Here is an 18337-nt window from a genome sequence, read left to right as displayed (position 1 = left end):
AACTTAATGTTATGCTAATGCGCATAAAACTCAACGCCTAAGGACATAAAATGACACAACACTTTGATTATATTGCAATCGGTGGTGGCAGTGGTGGTATTGCCTCTGCAAATAGAGCGGCAATGCGTGGCGCTAAAGTAGCACTTATAGAAGCAAAACACATGGGCGGCACATGCGTAAACGTGGGTTGCGTACCTAAAAAAGTAATGTGGCACGGTGCTCAGGTTGCTGAAGCAATTAATTTATATGCCCCAGATTACGGCTTTAATGTTGAAGTTAAAGGCTTTGATTGGAGCAAGTTAGTAGAAAGCCGTGAAGCCTACATAGGTCGAATTCATAAAGGTTACGACAGTGGCCTTGCTAGCAATGGCGTTACTGTAATTAAAGGTTTTGCTAAATTTGTAGATAATAAAACAGTTGAAGTAAACGGCGAGCACTACACAGCCGACCATATATTAATTGCAGTAGGTGGTCGCCCAAGCATTCCGCATATTGAAGGTGCTGAACACGGTATCGATTCAAATGGCTTTTTTGAGCTAAAAGAGCAACCTAAGCGCGTTGCCGTTATTGGCGCAGGCTACATAGCCGTCGAGCTTGCTGGTGTATTACATGGTTTAGGTACTGAAACACATTTATTTGTTCGTAAGCATTCTCCACTTCGTAACTTTGACCCATACATAGTTGAAACACTTGTTGATGTTATGGCTGCTGAAGGCCCTACTCTTCATACAGAATCTGTACCTCATAAATTAGTTAAAGAAGATGATGGCTCTGTAACGCTACATTTAGATAATGGCAAAACTCATAACGTTGACCAAGTAATTTGGGCCATTGGCCGCCAGCCAACAACAGATGCAATTAATGTAGCCGCTGCCGGCGTAGAAGTTAACAGCGATGGTTTTGTTAAAGTTGATGAGTTTCAAAATACCACAGCTAAAAATGTATACGCGGTTGGCGATATTATCGAAAACGGTATTGAACTTACGCCTGTAGCAGTGAAAGCAGGGCGTACCTTATCAGAGCGTTTATTTAATAAAGAACTACCTGATGATTTAAAAATGGATTACAGCCTAGTTCCTACTGTTGTATTTAGTCACCCACCAATTGGTACTATTGGCCTTACTGAGCAAGAAGCTATCTCTCAGTATGGCGAAGAAAACGTTAAGATTTACCAATCTGGCTTTACGGCTATGTACACAGCGGTAACTAAACATCGCCAGCCTTGTAAAATGAAGCTTGTATGTGCCGGCCCAGACGAAAAAGTAGTTGGCCTACATGGTATTGGTTTTGCGGTTGATGAAATGATTCAAGGTTTTGCCGTTGCCATGAAAATGGGTGCAACTAAAGCTGATTTTGATGCTGTTGTGGCTATTCACCCGACTGGCTCAGAAGAGTTTGTAACCATGAGAGGTTAGTGTAAAAAAGATACACATAAACGTTTTCAATATCTGAAAACGTTAAACTCCCCGCATTAATCACTTTATCAATGAGGGGAGTGATCAACTAACTTTAGACAGTAAATTAATTTTTCCATCCGTAGCAGTAAGGCGAGCCGCCTATTGTGACTATGTAGCCCTCCAAGCTTTAATCTATACAGTAACAACCTATATCTTTCTCTATTTCTGAGTTATTTCGATAAACGGCTGTAGGTAACCATTCTACTTTTAAACTTCTTGATAAACGCCCTACCCTTATTATCGCCTTACGGTCTTATGTTTTGTTGAATTGGATAACAGTATGGGAACTTACTGCCAGCTTTGTTACTTCTTTCGGTTACGCTTGTTTCTACCTCCTATCAAAGCTTCTTTTATGACCATAATTAGTGCCATCACTACCGGCGATATCATTCCTACCACGGCAGTAAACGCTTGAAGCTCAAGAAAATATCCAGCAAGGCAAGTTACTAAGACTAACACTACCGTAGTGGGCATCGCCCATCGTCCTATTAACATAATGACAATATCTTGAGGCATAGTACGATTGGTAGATTGATCTATATTTGTTTGCTCAAGCTCGGGGTTAGATTTGTTTTTTGCATCGCAGTCCGATGAACTCTCAAAATTTTTTTCATCAAAATTACTCCTCTGATTAATAAATTTTTTGGGGAAGGAGGGGAGGCAAAAGCCTCCTTAGTCAGTCGCTGCAATAGTCGTTATTAACAGGAGAAGGAAGGAGAGTATGGAAGAGGGTTATGTCTTTAAATAGGGCTACTTAATGAAGCCAAACTTGAGGACTAAAAAAGTGTTGTTCCGGTGAATATTCGAGTTGAGAATATAGGTGTGTTTGATTGGCATAAATATCAAAATAAAGAGTATATAAACGAAGCCATATAGTGAGCCTAGGCTGATCAGTTTGATTAATTTGTTGCAGCGTGTACGAACACATTACGCCACTAATAGGGAGTGAAAAACACTGCTGAAATTGCACTAATAATTCGTCAACATAGCCTTTAACTGATGCTTTAAATAATAAATTAGCAATACTTTGTTGCTGGATATTTTCTCCCTGCAACTGCAGCCATATTTCTTCACAGTAATGATGTTTAAATAGTTGGTATAGCTCAGATGAGGAGAAGCCAATGTCCTTCATGGTTTGCCAGCAGGTGAGATCCTCAATATTGACACTATAAATGTTTGCTGCTTCACGCTTTAAAGCAAAGACTTTTTCAAATGCCTGCACATAATTTGCCATTATCACTTCCTTTGTTAGAACTTCTAGGAATAACGTGCGGGCATTAGAAATGTGAATTAAATTCGACTCAAACTAGTCCTTTTTTCAATAAAAATAAGTGAAATAAAATCATCAAGGATTGATGCTAGCTCTGAATGATTCCTTAAATGCCCGTGCCACAAAGTCTTAGACTCGCCATTCGCTAGAAAATGACTGTATCCTTCATCGTCAAAATATAAGTGTTGTATCTGACTATTTAACTGTGCTGTTTTATAACGACAAGCAATATGATTGCTGCCTGGTTGTGTGAAAAATACCATTTGACTATCACCGGAGGCTATTGTGTCGTCACTTTGTAAATTACCATTAAATTTAAATGTGACTTCATAAATAAAATCAACAACAGTGTTGCCACTCTCTAACTGAGCTGTTTCCGTTATAACTTCACTCGCGTAACCATGACTGGCCAACTCTATTTTTATATCACTTAACTGCGCTAACACTGTGTGTGAAAACAGCTCGTCAAAGTAACGCTTGCGATCGTATTCGCTAAGTAGGCGAGTGCTATCGGCTTTCGCTTTAGCAGCGTCATAAAGTGTTGATTTATGCTGATGTGTAAGAATCAACTCATGCGTGTTGGTTTCGCTATAGGTATGCATAAAAATCCTCTGTAACTTGTTTGTTAAAAACCATACTTCCATTCAATATGAAGTAACGCTTTACCTAACCAAGGCAATGTCACCATGCCAAGCCCCCAAGGCAACTTTGACATTAGAACGTCTTGCGGCATAGTCACTACGCGAATATGACAACCTGATTCTGTTTGCTCAACCGTCCCCTCTCGTGTAATAAACATCTTAGAAAACTCAATCGTTGGCATTCTTTTTAACACTTCCCAACGATTCACAAGCGCATGTAACATATGATCAATTGCCATAATTGTCTGTTCATTCAACTCAATGGGTTCCTCTATTTGGGTATCTAATGGCAGTCCCAGCAACGCATTAACGGTTAAACTAACTTCAATAAGTGGATCAATATTAGCGATATAACAAAGCACGGCATGCGCCTGCATTTGCGTGTCATCGTTTTTAAACTCCCCTTCATCCATCAGCCCAAGCCTGGTAAACAAAGTAGGTAAAAAAGGCCATAGAATAACCAAACCCACATCAAATGTGACAGGCTCACTTTGCTGTTCATTCACTTGTTGTAATTGCGCTAGCTGCGTTTTAACTTGTGAAATAGCACTTTGAACAACCCCTTTTTCGCCCTCTGAAGACGTGGTTCTGGCAAGCTTTGTTAAAAGTCTTTTACTTTGTTTAATTGCCTGTTTGAGATCAGAATTTTGCAGTGTTGATTGAACATCAGCTCGTTTTTCTATGTGAGCTAATAAGTTTTGCGTTTCATCAACGCGTTCAACCGCCATTAATGCGTTAAGCAGCGTTTCTGAGCGGGTTACTACTTGGTTTTTCTCTCCTTGAGGCGAAGTTACGAGCGTCTGTGCTGTCAATGCTTCTTTTGCGTCATGTTTAACTAATATTGATGAATGAGTACCTATGGTTTCCTCTGTATATGAACTCACTTTATTAAGCTTATTATTCTGTGCTGATGACGCTGAACCATGGTGTACTTCGTCGTCTTTAATTGTCTCAATATCCAGCTCGACATGTGAGCTTTGAGTTTGTTTTATACCCCCTTACTTTGACGTGTATTATTATTTTCAAACGCTATTTTTTGCATATTGAGCTTAGGTACTTGCGCTGAGTTTTTATCGAGTGTCACCTGTGTTTTATCGACATTAACTTGATTTTCATCGCTATACTCAAACGTTTCTGAAGGTTTATGACTTATGTTCATATCGCTACTCATGTTTAACAATACGCTGTCATTGTTATCTTCATGCGTAAGTACATCTGGTAGAAAATTATTACGTAGTTTGTCATCGTCTTTAGTGGCATTTAAGGTAGCTTTAGTGAAAGACACTTGCTCGTCCTCAACCAAGGTTGATACCGCTCCATGTGTAATATGCGTATCAACTTTATGCTTTTGCAAATTACATTGCACCGCTAGAGGTTTTTCATCCACCTCATATTCTTGGGTTATGTTATGAGTAACGCTGTCAGCTCGTCGCTCATTTTTTTGTGGCTGAAAAACCGTAACTTGTTCATCATTGAAATTTGCTATGCGTGATGTATAAAGTTCCTCAATATTAAAAGGCTGCAGCCATACACTATTCATTTCTGTTAGATGTTTTGTTGCATGACTAATCAAAGGTGTGAACCAAGCATCCAAACCAACCTCGGCACGCGCTATGAGCGGTAACTTTTGAAGTAGCTCTTTTTCAATCAAACCTAAAGACTGAACGTGCTGTGTAATTATTTTTGCAGCTGCTTGCACTGCTCATCTTGCTTTATTTCACCAAAAAGTAATGAACTTAGTTCATTAGCAAGCCATACTTGCTGATTTAAAACAAAACGATAAACACGTTGTAATGATGGCTGATAGCAAAACTGTAATTTATACCCAAATTTAGCCATGTGGGTGACTCTAGCGTAACATTGCCAAGTAATAGAGCCACGGTTATTCATTGCAGTTTGCCCAGATGTTAAAGCATGTTGTTGCTCAAAACTTTGAACCATGTTTACTAAATTGCGGTTAAGTTTTTGATAAAGTTTATCTAAACACTCATGCATAGCTTTTTCACTCTGCGCACCATCAAATAACAATCCAGTTAAGTTAGCTTGAGTAGTTGATTCATCTGAAAGAGCGCGTTGACACTCTACCTGTAACTTTTCAACGATCCGATTAAGTGCATGACCACTTTCTGTACTGTGTAATTGCAACCATAAGTTCGAGTTTTTTTGAATAGGTAAGCTTTTCAATAGTTCAATAACACAAGGTAGTACTATGTGATCATAGGCATCTAGGGACATCGTTTGTTGATACTGCACCAACCAAATTTTAATCTGTTTGAGCACAGTCGATAGTTCATTATGGTTAACTTGTATAGCGAACTCATCTAATTGCTTCTTCGTCGCTATTTGCTGATATTGCTTACTCCATCTATTTACGTCATCAAACCAGCATTGTATTTCTTGTTCAGGTATACGCTTTTTTACTTGCCATTTAATCGGTCTCTCTAAGAGTAGAGCTGGCACATCAGGCAACCGACTCAACAAGCTATAGAGCCTCAACACTCCCAATTTTTGGTTATTTACGTGGCAACTAAATAGTCCTTCAGAACCTAGCTTGTCTGTTAGTTTTACTATTTTATCTACTGTATGCTGCGGTGTTTCTCTCTTTCGAAAAGTATCGCCGACCGCTTGAGTTATTTGGGTTAATTTGGAAGCTAAAGTTACGCTTAGTCGTGTTTGATTGGCGCGAATAACCTGCAGTGCGAACCAAGCTTTTAGCCTTTGCTTTGGTAAAGCATGTGAATCAGCAAGGATCTGTAATAATGTTAATACCTGTTTTAAAGTTTGTTGTTGCTTTACCCCTAAAACATTGACTTTTTTGGCTATATTTAGTTTCCTACTGTCATTGTTAACCAACTCTGAGTGCTCAACCAGCTCAATTGCTAGATCACTTTGCTTCGCAGCACTAGTCACAATACGCTGTAAATCACTCAGTAATTTTTTATTACACTGCGCTTTATTTAATACACACCACATGCTGAGCATTTGCCTATATTTAGGTGTATTAAGTACAGCAGTAGTTTGTAGTAATAATCGCTCGCTAAAAGCGCTATGGGCAACAAATAATTCATGTAGTGAGAGCAACAAAATGCACTGTTGTTCGCGCTCAGTATGCTCAGTGATACTCGTCGTAAATTCTAATAAGCGAATAAAACGATCACATTGCGCCATACTTAAGCAAGCCAACAATTTGCTAACTCTTTGCTGTTCTTGCGCATTATAAAGTGGCGCCACCAGCAACAGGAGTACCGTTTTATCTTGTTTGAATAACTGTACTAACCTTTGCCTAAGTTGCGGCCAATTTGGCTCTGCTTGGAGTTGCTGAAGCGGGTTAGAGATGGTTTTAATTGCTTCACTAATTTGCCTTTTTAACTCAAGTCTAAGCGTCGTCTTGGCCATTATTCCCTGTGGATTTTGTTTACTTAATTTTGTAAGTAAACTAAGTAAAACTCTATTAAGACGAGTTGCACCTTGGCTATTTATCACAGCGAACTGAGCAGAGTTCTGTTTACGGTATTGTTTTAATGGCCTTGCTATGCTGTCGCTCAGCAGCGGATAAACATAATGTTTAAACGCTGCAAATGGGTCTAGCATTACAAATTGCCAATCAATTTCAGCCAAATCAATAACCAAATCAGGTAACTTAATCGTATCAAGCTGTAAGTCTGATTCATCTAATTCAGGCCAGTCCATTTGTGATAGACCTTGCATGATCCACTCTGAAAATTGACTTTGAACATCATCCAAGGTTATGTCTGATGCACGCAAAGCTGATTGAGGGGCCTGTATATCAGCCCTAAACTGTTTGATGGTTAGTTTCATAATTAAAAGTGATCATTGCGCCAAGGTTGAGTACCACACATCACTGGGCCATCTAAATATAATGCATGCCACCAATAATCTTGATGTGTATGGTCATCGTGACTAATGTCTCCTCCTGCACTATAAATATGATGCCCAACACTCGCCTCCGCACGGTTACTTCGCCAATAACCCTGTGCCATCAGGTTTTGACATTTATATGCGCCACCACCGTATAGCACCGCGGTGTTAGCACGTGCAACTACTTGACAATCATCGCAATACGCAACACCTGCGCCATATTCAGAGTGACATGACGACACATCTAAAGTTGACTCTCGCACACCATACACACCGCCACCTTGGCGTGTTGCTGAACAGTGTTTAATATTGCTAGCTTCGACACCACTGACGTCAGCTTCACCGTAAATAGCCCCACCATCACCATTAACATGATGATTTTCGATGACACAATTAAGTTTTGTGCTTCGCACATAGCGTAAATGAAATGCGCCTCCATTACCTTCATACAAGCCACCATTAAGTAATGAACCATCGAAGGTAAAACCACGCATTTCAACACTTTTGATCAGCGCGTCACTTTGACCATGAATTAAAAAGCGACACCCTGCATGTTCTTTTACAATGCGCGTTTCTCGTTCATTAAAACCTATAATACTAACGTTTGAACCTATGCGTACTTGTTGTTTCAATTTGTAAACTCGGTTCATTTGTGGATGACTGGTGTGTGGCAGTAGTAAAAGAGTCACATTGCAGAGCAACTCTCGGCTCATCACTTCATCAAACTCTTGCTGATTTTGTATCAACAGTACTTTGTTACTTTTAGCCCACGACCAACAATGCGCATCTATATACGCTTTTACGGCAGCCTGTGTTGCCAGAGCTTCATCTGAAGCCATATCACCACCAAGATCAACATCAGCTGATATACAGTCAATCATTTGGGTTTCACCCAATTGGAGTGTTGATGAATTAAGTGACCCATTTACAGTGCAATCACTTTGTATGATGGCACCATCAGCAAAGCTTAAGCTATTATCCACCAGCAATGCATTGCGAACACGTACATCCCCTTCAATATCTAATTTATAGCTTGGTGCTTGCGTGCCGATACCAACATTACCTTCTGATGTTATGTGTAGGGCATCGTGGCCATTAGCTTGAATCATTAATGGAGCTGCATCTTTGCCCGACTCAACATTGATAAGATGCTCACCCTCAGTGCCAAATACCGACATAGAGGGCCCCGTTATACGGCTTCCCATTTGCAAAGTACTAAGTAAATTAACTTGACCATGCACTGTTACTGCATTATTGAACGTGGCTGCTGGTGTAACAGACACCTGTGAACCAACCTCTAATCCTTCAATGTTTATGCCGCCTTGGAACGTTGCTTGCTTAGCAACTGTAAGGGTATCTCGCAATGACGTGTGATTTTGGACCGAAAGCTCATCATTGAGCCTTACCGAACCTTGGAATGTACTTTCACTTTTCACTTCAACATGGCGATTAAATGTTGAGATACCATCCACTAACAACGTATCTTTGAGATGAACATCATCACTAACAGTTAAGTCCGATCGCAGCTCAACATCGCCAAATATTTTTGCTCCATCCAAGCACTCTAATCGACCAGAGCCGTGCAACGTTCCTTTAAGCTCAACATCACCTCTAAATACTGCATTGCCGTTAACATCCAATGCTTGTGTTGGTGAGTCGGTTTGTACACCAAGCTTACCGTCTTCAATCACAACGGGTTTTGCACCTTGATGGTAAACAGCAAAAGCTTTTGCAAAATGATTTTGGTCAATAGCCACTTGTGCTATACCCGCAGGCATACCTGCTGATTCGTCATCAATAACGCTACTAAAAGGTAAACCAAAGCGCGCTTCTCCTGCGAGTTCGCTATTACCGTACACATTAATGTTACTTCTAAAGCTGGCATACTCATCAACATGTAAACTTTCATCGACCTCTAAGCGCCCTTTGATCCCAACGTCTTTTCTAAACTGACTATCTTCAGCAACATCGAGCGCATAATCGGGTCGCTCAACACCCACACCTAATCGACCGTCGTTAAATACTAAACCCGCCTGGCCTCCTTGTCTTTCAATATAAAGCCCTTGCTTTCCTTGCTCTTGAATATGTAATCGTGCGTTTGCCGGTTTATCTGATAGATTTAAGTCACCCTCTATCTCTACATCAGTATCAAATTGCGCTCCGCCTTCAACAAGTAACGCATTACCGCTTTCAGTGGGCGATATTTTCATACCATCCATAACACTCACATGGCCATTCACTGTGAGTGTATTATCGACGGTCGTTGGACCATTAGCATTGAAGTTATCAGAAAAGGTCACAGCACCATCTGTTACCGTTAAGCCATTATGAAAATCAACGGCATCTGTCACAGATAAAGTGCCAGCTAGGTGGCTAGAACCTTGCACAGCTAAGGCATCTTTTTGTTGCTGCGCGCTATTATTCGTTACGCTAAGTGATAAACCATCATCAACTTGAGCCGTGCCATTAACACACAGCTTGTTTTTTAGTTTAGTGTCGCCTTGAACTTCAAGCGCAACCTCTTCACCTGAGTTCGCCTCACCCATGATCTGCACTTGACCAGTCACACAAGCTTGGCCAGTTAGTGCAAAATTCACATCAGATACTGGTAATGGCTGGTTAATAGCAAGTTGACCGGCAGCCATATAAGTTGCAAAACCTTCAGTGGCATGTTCGACTTTTATTGCCGCTTGTTCACTCAATTGGGTGATATGCACTTGCGAGTTGGCAGTTCTTAATAATGGATTACCAGCAACACCCACCGTTAATTGACCATGAACCTCTGTATTACCAAAAATACCAGCACCGCCATGCACACTAAGTTGTGTGGAATAATTACTGTTCCCCACAACCACATTCATATCGTTGACGCTAAAAATGGCTTCGTCATTATTGTTCAATACATTAATATCACTGGCAAAATCTACAGAGTGCGCAAACAGCGCATCAGCTCCTACGTGCAAGGACTTCATTGGGTTAGATTCAAAAAGACCTAATTTATCCATCTTACTGGTGATAATAGGCGTCACTGCTTGGCCGTTAAAATGACTGATCTCAACGCCTGAAGAGTTACTTGGACTACTCAATACAGCAAGCTTTGCGTCGCACTCCCAGTTTAGTTGATCATTGTTTGAAGCAATATTAAGCTGATTATAAATCTGCGCTTGTTCAATATCAGCGTGAGTATTCACCGTTAAACTATCAGTCGTTGTACTGCCAGCAATTAACTGGCCATTTATTGTTGCTGTATCACTATCAAGGTGCTGATTTACTGTTACGCTTTCGCCAGTGACATGTCCCTCAACGCTTAAAGCATCTTTGATTTTAGTTGCTTGGTACACCGTAATTTTTGATTCATCTAGCAATGGGGCATCTGTGACTTTGACAAACTGTGCTGCGTTCGTCGCTATATTTAATAATGACTCTCCGGTGTTACCATTCACATCTAACTTAGCCGTAGCGTTAACTTTGCCCAATGCAAGCTTACCTGATACCGCTAAGCTTCCAGCGTCAATCGGTAATTCATTCACACCCACTGACATTGATTCAGAGACACTAACATTACCTTCAAAGTGACTTTTATCTAGCCCGTTAAGCTTCACATAATGCGCATTTCGTATATCACCAAAAAGCGCATCACTGGCCACATGAAAATCGGCAGCAACATCCGTTGTGCCCACACCAACCTTACCTTCAGAATTAATAAAAAATGGCGTGGTATCGTTGTTATAGTCATCTACTCGCAGCAAGGCATCCATATCACTACTGCGTTTTGATATGTGCAGTTTAGCTTGTGTACTTTGCGCATCAATCCCCACACCTAATGTGTCACTTACTTCTAGATGCCTGGTAAATATCGCATTTTCACCTTCAAGCTTGTCGCTAAGTATTGTTTTACCTGTAACCACTAATGTATTGGCACTGGCATTTGCAAGTGTCGATGATACTGACACCACCAAATCTGACGCATCAATTGTATCCGTCACATTAAGTGATTTAGCTGTAACAGATTTTGTGATGTTTGCATCACCAGATATCGTGACTTTAGGTGCTGTATTTTCATCAAGCTCGGCACGTAAGATTTCTGTACTGGCGTTGTTAACCAGCAATGCATCAGTATTAAGTTGTACCGTATTCACCTGAGTAGTCGCATTGAGCATACTTGCTTGTACAGTGCCCAAAACTTGCAGCTTTTTATCGTCTTTTGAAAGCGACAATACACCGTCAAACATTTCCATGCTGTCACTATCGAGATTTAGCGTTTGCGTCTCACCTTGTGTCATGCTCAATTCGTTAGCACTTAATTTCAACTTTTCATTAGTTTGTGTATCAGATGTGATAGTCAGAGGTGCAGACACTTCTAATTCACTTTTATCATCTACTTTAACCACTTGAATAGGATCATCTACTTGATTGAAACTAGAGCGGATCAACGCCTCAAAATCATTGCCTGAGGGCGTTTTTAGATCATCAAACTTCTCAATAAGTGAATCGCGGTTTTCCTTTTCAATTACTGTTGTTGCATGCGCAGGTAACGTCGCATTTTGATCATTAAGTGTAGTCATTATGTGTTCCTTAATTAAATTCGATTTGGCGTGCTGTTAGCAACGATAAATTGGTACTTCTCTGGCGAAATTGGATTAATAGCAGAAATAGACACAGGAAAAAGTGGCTTTAAATAAGCCAAAGGCGTATAGCTAATGGCGAGCCGCTGCTGACGGGATGCATGCTCTTGTAGACTAGGGCGACAGATTTCATCAATGTGATGCTGTGCTGTTAGATAAAAAATAGTATCGGCATCAAATCCATCGGGAAAGTTCGCATCGTGGCTTAGGATATTCTCATTAACCGAATCATGTATTTGATCAGCGTTTTGCCCTGTGATAATAAAATCAGTATTTGAATGTTCACTATCGTAGGTATTGAGTAGCTCCACTATGGTGGCTTTTATTGCATTCCAATTACCATGCTGCAGTGCTTGATACGTGAGTATTAAATCTGCAAGCAGCCAATGTGTGTGGCCTTTGTCATCAGTACTTTTGGGTTCAATTAAAAAAGAACTTAGTAGCTGGCTAAGTTGCTCTGTAATATTTAGCAGAGTGTCATTTTGCTCACTAAAACGAGTACGTTGAGTTTGCGCAAAATAATTCAACCAACCATAATATAAGCGTTCAAATAAACTCATCGTTTCTCTGTCTAGCCATAGACATTGCACAGGCATATGCAACGGCGTGTATTCACGGATCGTACGTTGTACAAAATCCTGAAATTCTGCTGTGGCAAAACGAGTTGTCCAATCAGGTAAAATGACATGTAAAGTATCGCTCAGTGCTGGCGTTGTAAGTAAACTCCCTTCAACCAAGTAAAAGCTTTCTCGGTTATGGGTGGCCAATGGCATTTGACCAGGGTGCGACATGCCAAGGCGGCGCATAATACCCTTAGCCATAGAACTGCAATGCTGATACTGTAAAGTTTTAGAAAGATAATCAAAACCACGACAACGATTCTGCCCTAAATCACCAATCTCACTTAGCAAGCGGCATTTATCTATGTACTGACGCAACAATACCAAACGCTCAAGCAATGATTCATCAGGGTTAGGATCTCGTTCATCTTTTAAGCTTGGTGCATAAAGCGCAAATACCGCTTTGTATTTTAATAAATTACTATCAACAGGACGTTCAGCAAATCGTGCTAGTAAATGGTCTACGCTTTGATTTAATCGTGTCAATTGTGCAATAGAAAAGTCACTCTCAAGGCTGTGTTGCATGCCCCGCTGCCTGTAATTAAGCGATTGAGTATCTAACAAATGCTCAATTCCACTTATTTCTTCTAGCGCCTGACTTAATTGCGAATGCGGTAAAGTGCAAGCATGCTGCCAAAATACGTCGACCTGTTGAGCATTTAACGACTCACTAGCCAACATACAATCGAGTAACTTACCCAAACTTTCAAATGATTGCGGCTTTGGAAGCGAGAGAATATCGGGCAAAACATCAAGTTGTTTATGCTGATCTGCCAGTATTTGATCAAACAGATGTAAATACCCTTTAAACTGTAGTAATCGAGCCTTTTCAGTACTATCAATAGCTTCATTTAAGGTGTGCTCTGCAACAGCATACACTTGTGGAAGTTCATTCTGTAATGAACGATAGTCACTTAATCCTAAATGCCCTGCTTGCTCAAATTCAGGTAACATGACTGACTGAGTAACTTGAGGAGCTTGATTAAGCACCTGCAAACCTTGGCGTATCAGGGTTTTTTCTTGTTCGGTTAGCTGATATGACTGACCATCAATCAGTAAATTTAAGTCATTAAAAAAATTATCTTCATCAAAGCCTAATTGCGCAATGTTAACGATTTGCTCGTTATCATCGCTACCAAATTGAATTTGCCAAAACTCATAACCATCTTGAGCATTGTAGTTCCCATCCGCATTATTCTGATCGGCTAAAAACCGAAACGCGTTAACGCGCTCTATGTTTTCATACCCATGTAATACACTTAAAATGTCTGAGCTAAACAAGCGCACGCTATAAGATGACTTATGTAAGTCTTCATCTAGTACAAAGCCATGATGTAATTTGGGTCCTTGATAGATTTGCCCAGTACTCATGCCAAGTTGTAATAACTGCTGCGCAGAATACTTAGGGATATCAGGGGAGATCTCCCGACCGATTAACGTATACAAATCCGTTAATAAAGCCACTAAATTATCAACATGTTGTAATGACAAGGTCATGCCTATTGTCACTTTACTGACGTCATAAAATGTAATATCACCTAGTCTATGGTTCACGCATCGAGCTTGGCTAAATACACGGCTAATCAGCTGTGTTACATTTGTTTTTTTGTCGTCATTAGTTGAGTACAACAGCACATTAAAATCTAAAACAGTGGCATTTGAGCCTTCGGTTTGACGCGATATAACATGTACATTTTTAACTTCTAGTAAATCTAAAATAAGGCGTCGATAGTCATCTTCTGTCACACAGTGACTAAATAACACTTGCTCGGGCTCGTAAAATTTAACACTCCCCCACTATGTGGTTGCGCTAATAGCTCCGGAATTGGATAGTCCAACTTATAACTGAGATCAGACAGCACATACACCAACACTTCTAGTACCGTTACACCAGGATCAAAACGGTTGTGATCGGTCCAGGTATTGGGCGCGAATTGTTGTATTCTAGCTATGCCTTGCTGACGCAGTGCCTCTAAATCTTGCCCCGTATTTCTGGGCGCAATATTTAAGATCTGCAGAACTTGATTGTCCATAACATTCCTGAATTAGTCATATGAATAACTACAAGACGCACGCATCCAAAAACTGTGAAAATTAATTTCAATTATTTTGTAAGCGGCCGTTTAATAATTAATTTAGTGGGGGAATACGGGCTTATTGAACAACAAAATCCAGTTCAATTTCCCATTTGCCAATACCTTCAAATACATCGCCTAAGGTATTAGCGAGGGCTATTTTGTGATTGCGAGCAGGCACTAAAATATCATGTGCATTATCGGCGCTAATTACGCTGTATTGTTTCTCAGTTTGACCTTTTTTAGTGGCACGGATCACTTGAATCATATCCACTGCAGGGTGGGTTTCTAGCACTTGTGCTATTGATGCTAAATAAATAGTACGCTCAAGCGGTTTATCTAATTTATTCCATGGTGTTAGTGAATCTACTACCATCTCGTTCAGGTCAATAACAGTGCTTTGAATATCGTATAATGGATCAATTTTTACGATCAATTCCAGCTGTACTTCAACATAATTTGGATCATCTATTTCAATTGTTAAGTTTGGTACAGACAACGCATTTACCTGCTCCCTAACTTGTCGCTTAAGATAACGCGGCACCTTGGGCTGCAACACCGTAACATCATAATTAAGCGGTACAACTACAAGCGATAAACCAGATGCATTAACCACAGGGCGTACCGAATGCAACTGCGGGAAAGTTTGTAAAACGAAGTGCTCATAATCCCACGCGCTTAATAAGCGCTGTCGATGATGTAATCGCTCACTCACCCGACGGTCAAATTGCACTGTTTTTTCTGCTACTTTGGCATCAAAAGAAGCAAAAGGCTGCAATACTTTATCAACGTTAGGATTGGGTAATAGCAACTTACTAATAGACTCACTGGGTAATGGTTGATCAAAATGAGAGGCGTCATTACCTTGGCTGGTTAGAATCACCTTCATACCTTGCGCAAACACCCCTTTGAGTTTGGAGTAAATAGGAAAAGCATTAACGAAGCTACTCGGCACTTCAGTTTGACTATGATCTACCGTGGCGCGTAGCCAAAGCTTACCATCGTGATTAAATGAACCGTCTTGTGTCAGCTCAGGTAAATAAAATACCACTAACCCCGAATCGAGTAGATCATAAGTGCTGTCTCTGAGGATGCGCCCCTCACCCGCTTGACCTTGTGATTCTTCACGCTTGAAACGATGCCAAGTACCTGCGTTAAAGTACTCCCATACAAATAACGGGTTATCACCCATGTTATAACCATCAACGGGGTCAACCTGATAGTACATACGCACTTGCCCTGGCGTATTGACTTGGCTAAGCGCTATATACAAATAACCAAATTTTTCTATTCTGGGCAGTAAAGACAATAGGCTTTGCTTGTTTAATTGCTCAGTTGGTCGCCCTACAGGAGTTATATGCTCTAAAAAAATAGGATTACCCACTGTCAGCGCTGATGAAGTAATACTTTCACTCTCATAGTGTAAAGTTAAGCTATCAAGAGTTGGGGTGTAAGGTGCATTCACTAATACAGGGTTATTTGAATTAGCATTCTTATAAGCAAATAGCTCAATCACTTTGGTATAATCTTTGTGGGCAAAATCTTGCTCTGATAACTCTAAGGTATAATACTTAGGCCATTTACTAGCTGTTGGCTCATCAAGGGGTAATAGCTGATAGTCACGCAATGCATTATTATCGTTATACACAAAGGTTAGTGTGTTAATAGCGATATTATTTTTTACTTCAGGCAACGCGCCCGAATCTTCATTATAAAACAACTCAAGATGCGTTTGCGCATCACTTCTCGCATCTGAGCGAGAAATATTCACCACAGTGTGTGGCCAAGTTAAGCAGTGGCAATCACTTGAAAACAGTGTTTCCACCAACAATTCAATGCCTTCACAAGGTTGATCAATACCACATGAGGCGCTGCTATCAAAATAGCGTTCATCTAGACTATGCTGTGCACTGTAATAATAACTGTAGGCACGATAATAATTATCAAAATTATCGGGTCTATCTAACCATGCAAACTCGACATTAGCATGAGTGATATTTTTGATAACCAGTTCGGGGTGAGTAAAATGAACTTTAGACGCCAACCTTGGCGTCAGACCAAACGGCTCAAATGGCTTTGAGGTATCTAAATCTATCTCGCCATTATTCGCAACCACGCCACCTAGACCGCTCACTTGTGTAGTTAAACTCATTTGTGAGATTGTGAAACTATTAAAGCGCGTAAATACACTCGAATCATCACTATAGAGCAGATAGTAATAATCATTTTTAAGTACCAAAGCAATAAAAGGCAGGGCTTTATCTTCGCCAATAGGCGTATCTTCTAATGGTGTTATGGCAGGAAACAAACTATTGAATGTTAATTGCAGATGCTGTTCAACAACGCTCAATTGAGCTGCATCGATTTCTTTTATCCCTTCACTGGTGGAAATATAGAAGTCAAACCAAGTTAACCAATTTTGTAACAGTGCTTGTTCTCCAAAACCTAAGCTGACGATACGTTCACCGCCACTTAAAAATAAATCTTGTGAAGCAATTTTAAAGCCAACCTCAACACTTGATGACACTTGTTCAGCTAGCTTTTGCCCAAAAGTAGGCTCGCTTTGCTCAAGTAATATACTCTGCTCATTATCAAGTAATACTTGCTGATTTAAACTGATTCGGTCTGAAGACTTGATTTTATTAACAGTAGCAACATAATCCACTTGCGCTTTGCTAATAGTCACTACTTCATCAGTACTGTAAATAAGAGGGGCTCCCTCTGCATCTTTACCACCATCAAATTGTGTTCCCGCAGGTAAAGTCAGCATATCAACATTATTCAACGACATTACTAAATGCGCACTGTCTGCGCTTTCTGATAACGGCTCAAAGCGCAACACTTCACCATAAAAATGATCTAAATGCCGCGCTACAAATTGATTAAACTGAGCATTACTGTGTTGTAATAAATCTATAAAGGTGAGTAATAACGCCATATCAGGACGACTGGCTAACTGTTTAATATGTTCATCCGCGTTACCATATTCAATTAGCTGCGCAAGACCCGCAAGCTTTTCTGGCTCGGGTAGTAGGTTTTCCCATGTGCCATTAGCTGATAATACACGCTCATCGATATAGTTTACTTGTTTGGCCAGCACAGATAAGTACTTCAACCAAGCGTCTACAGTACGCGGCTCTATGTAAAAAAGAACGAGATAACGCTTTAATATTCCGCCCTAGTTGACTTCGTCCCACTTCACTTGGGTTAACTGTATTAAGCGTCGCAACGGTGAGGTTGTTGTTAGACTTCAAAGTCATGATAGTACCTTGATAAGTAATAGATTTAATTAAAATGCAATAAAATAAAGCGTGCTCACAAAGATGACAGAACGTACTTTGATAGTGGCTAAACTGACTGCTCAGTCAAGTAGAATGGAAACACCATGTTGCTACGGCTGTTGGTTTGCCGTATCACGTAGTTAAGCTGAATTAACAGCACGCCGTCGTACAATTCGCTACTATCAAATTCGATGGTTTGCAGAGTAATACGAGGTTCATGATTAAGTAACACGGTGGCAATTTCTTGTCTTAGTTGCGATAAACTCTGTTCATTAGCATCAGCAAATGAATAACTCGAAAGACCAGAACCCATATTGGGCGACAAAGGCCGCTCTCCGACTAAGGTATTTAAAGTCAAATGAATCGCTTGTTTAAGTAAGGTTTCACCGCTATCCATACCAGGCCCTGTGGCGGGGTTGCTAAACTGCACGGGAAAGCTCCAGCCAGTTCCTAGAAAAGCTTGATTTAACATTGCTGCTCCTTTTAGCC

At 40.4% G+C, this 18337-nt stretch carries 11 protein-coding genes; 1 reads left to right on the top strand and 10 read right to left on the bottom strand.

The window, feature by feature from the left end:
* Positions 1-50 precede the first annotated feature (50 nt).
* Positions 51-1415, top strand: a complete 1365-nt coding sequence (gorA, locus tag P4S65_RS06690) for a glutathione-disulfide reductase (protein ID WP_096792397.1) — start codon at positions 51-53, stop codon at positions 1413-1415.
* A 796-nt stretch (positions 1416-2211) separates the two neighbouring features.
* Here gorA and P4S65_RS06685 read toward each other — a convergent pair.
* The 10 genes from P4S65_RS06685 to P4S65_RS06640 all read right to left on the bottom strand — a co-directional run bounded on the left by P4S65_RS06685 (position 2212) and on the right by P4S65_RS06640 (position 18320).
* Positions 2212-2691 (bottom strand): hypothetical protein, encoded by a 480-nt coding sequence (locus P4S65_RS06685; protein ID WP_007377688.1) that lies wholly within the window; start codon positions 2689-2691, stop codon positions 2212-2214.
* Positions 2692-2747: 56 nt separating this feature from the next.
* A complete protein-coding gene (locus P4S65_RS06680; protein WP_007377689.1) occupies positions 2748-3329 on the bottom strand; it encodes a hypothetical protein in 582 nt (193 codons plus the stop codon).
* Between the two features lie 23 nt (positions 3330-3352).
* Positions 3353-4252: a contractile injection system tape measure protein gene (locus tag P4S65_RS06675; RefSeq protein ID WP_337119791.1), complete on the bottom strand. Its 900-nt coding sequence runs from the start codon at positions 4250-4252 to the stop codon at positions 3353-3355.
* 104 nt (positions 4253-4356) lie between these two features.
* Positions 4357-5067, bottom strand: a complete 711-nt coding sequence (locus P4S65_RS06670) for a hypothetical protein (RefSeq protein WP_337119790.1) — start codon at positions 5065-5067, stop codon at positions 4357-4359.
* Entirely contained in the window at positions 5046-7187 is a 2142-nt protein-coding gene (locus tag P4S65_RS06665) for a hypothetical protein (RefSeq protein WP_337119789.1), read from the bottom strand. The genes P4S65_RS06670 and P4S65_RS06665 overlap by 22 nt, the downstream gene beginning before the upstream one ends.
* 2 nt (positions 7188-7189) lie before the next feature.
* Complete coding sequence (locus P4S65_RS06660; protein ID WP_337119788.1) at positions 7190-11812, bottom strand: hypothetical protein; 4623 nt, start codon at positions 11810-11812, stop codon at positions 7190-7192.
* 14 nt (positions 11813-11826) lie between these two features.
* Positions 11827-14238 (bottom strand): hypothetical protein, encoded by a 2412-nt coding sequence (locus P4S65_RS06655; RefSeq protein ID WP_337119787.1) that lies wholly within the window; start codon positions 14236-14238, stop codon positions 11827-11829.
* 408 nt (positions 14239-14646) lie between these two features.
* Positions 14647-17667: a hypothetical protein gene (locus P4S65_RS06650; protein WP_337119786.1), complete on the bottom strand. Its 3021-nt coding sequence runs from the start codon at positions 17665-17667 to the stop codon at positions 14647-14649.
* Positions 17636-17827 (bottom strand): hypothetical protein, encoded by a 192-nt coding sequence (locus P4S65_RS06645; protein WP_337119785.1) that lies wholly within the window; start codon positions 17825-17827, stop codon positions 17636-17638. The genes P4S65_RS06650 and P4S65_RS06645 overlap by 32 nt, the downstream gene beginning before the upstream one ends.
* Before the next feature lie 88 nt (positions 17828-17915).
* Positions 17916-18320, bottom strand: coding sequence for a GPW/gp25 family protein (locus tag P4S65_RS06640; protein ID WP_008136319.1), 405 nt, complete (start codon positions 18318-18320; stop codon positions 17916-17918).
* Positions 18321-18337 lie beyond the last annotated feature (17 nt).

Source organism: Pseudoalteromonas sp. B131b, from assembly GCF_037162545.1.
Classification (GTDB): Bacteria; Pseudomonadota; Gammaproteobacteria; order Enterobacterales; family Alteromonadaceae; genus Pseudoalteromonas; species Pseudoalteromonas fuliginea.
This window is presented reverse-complemented; position numbering and strand designations above follow the sequence as displayed.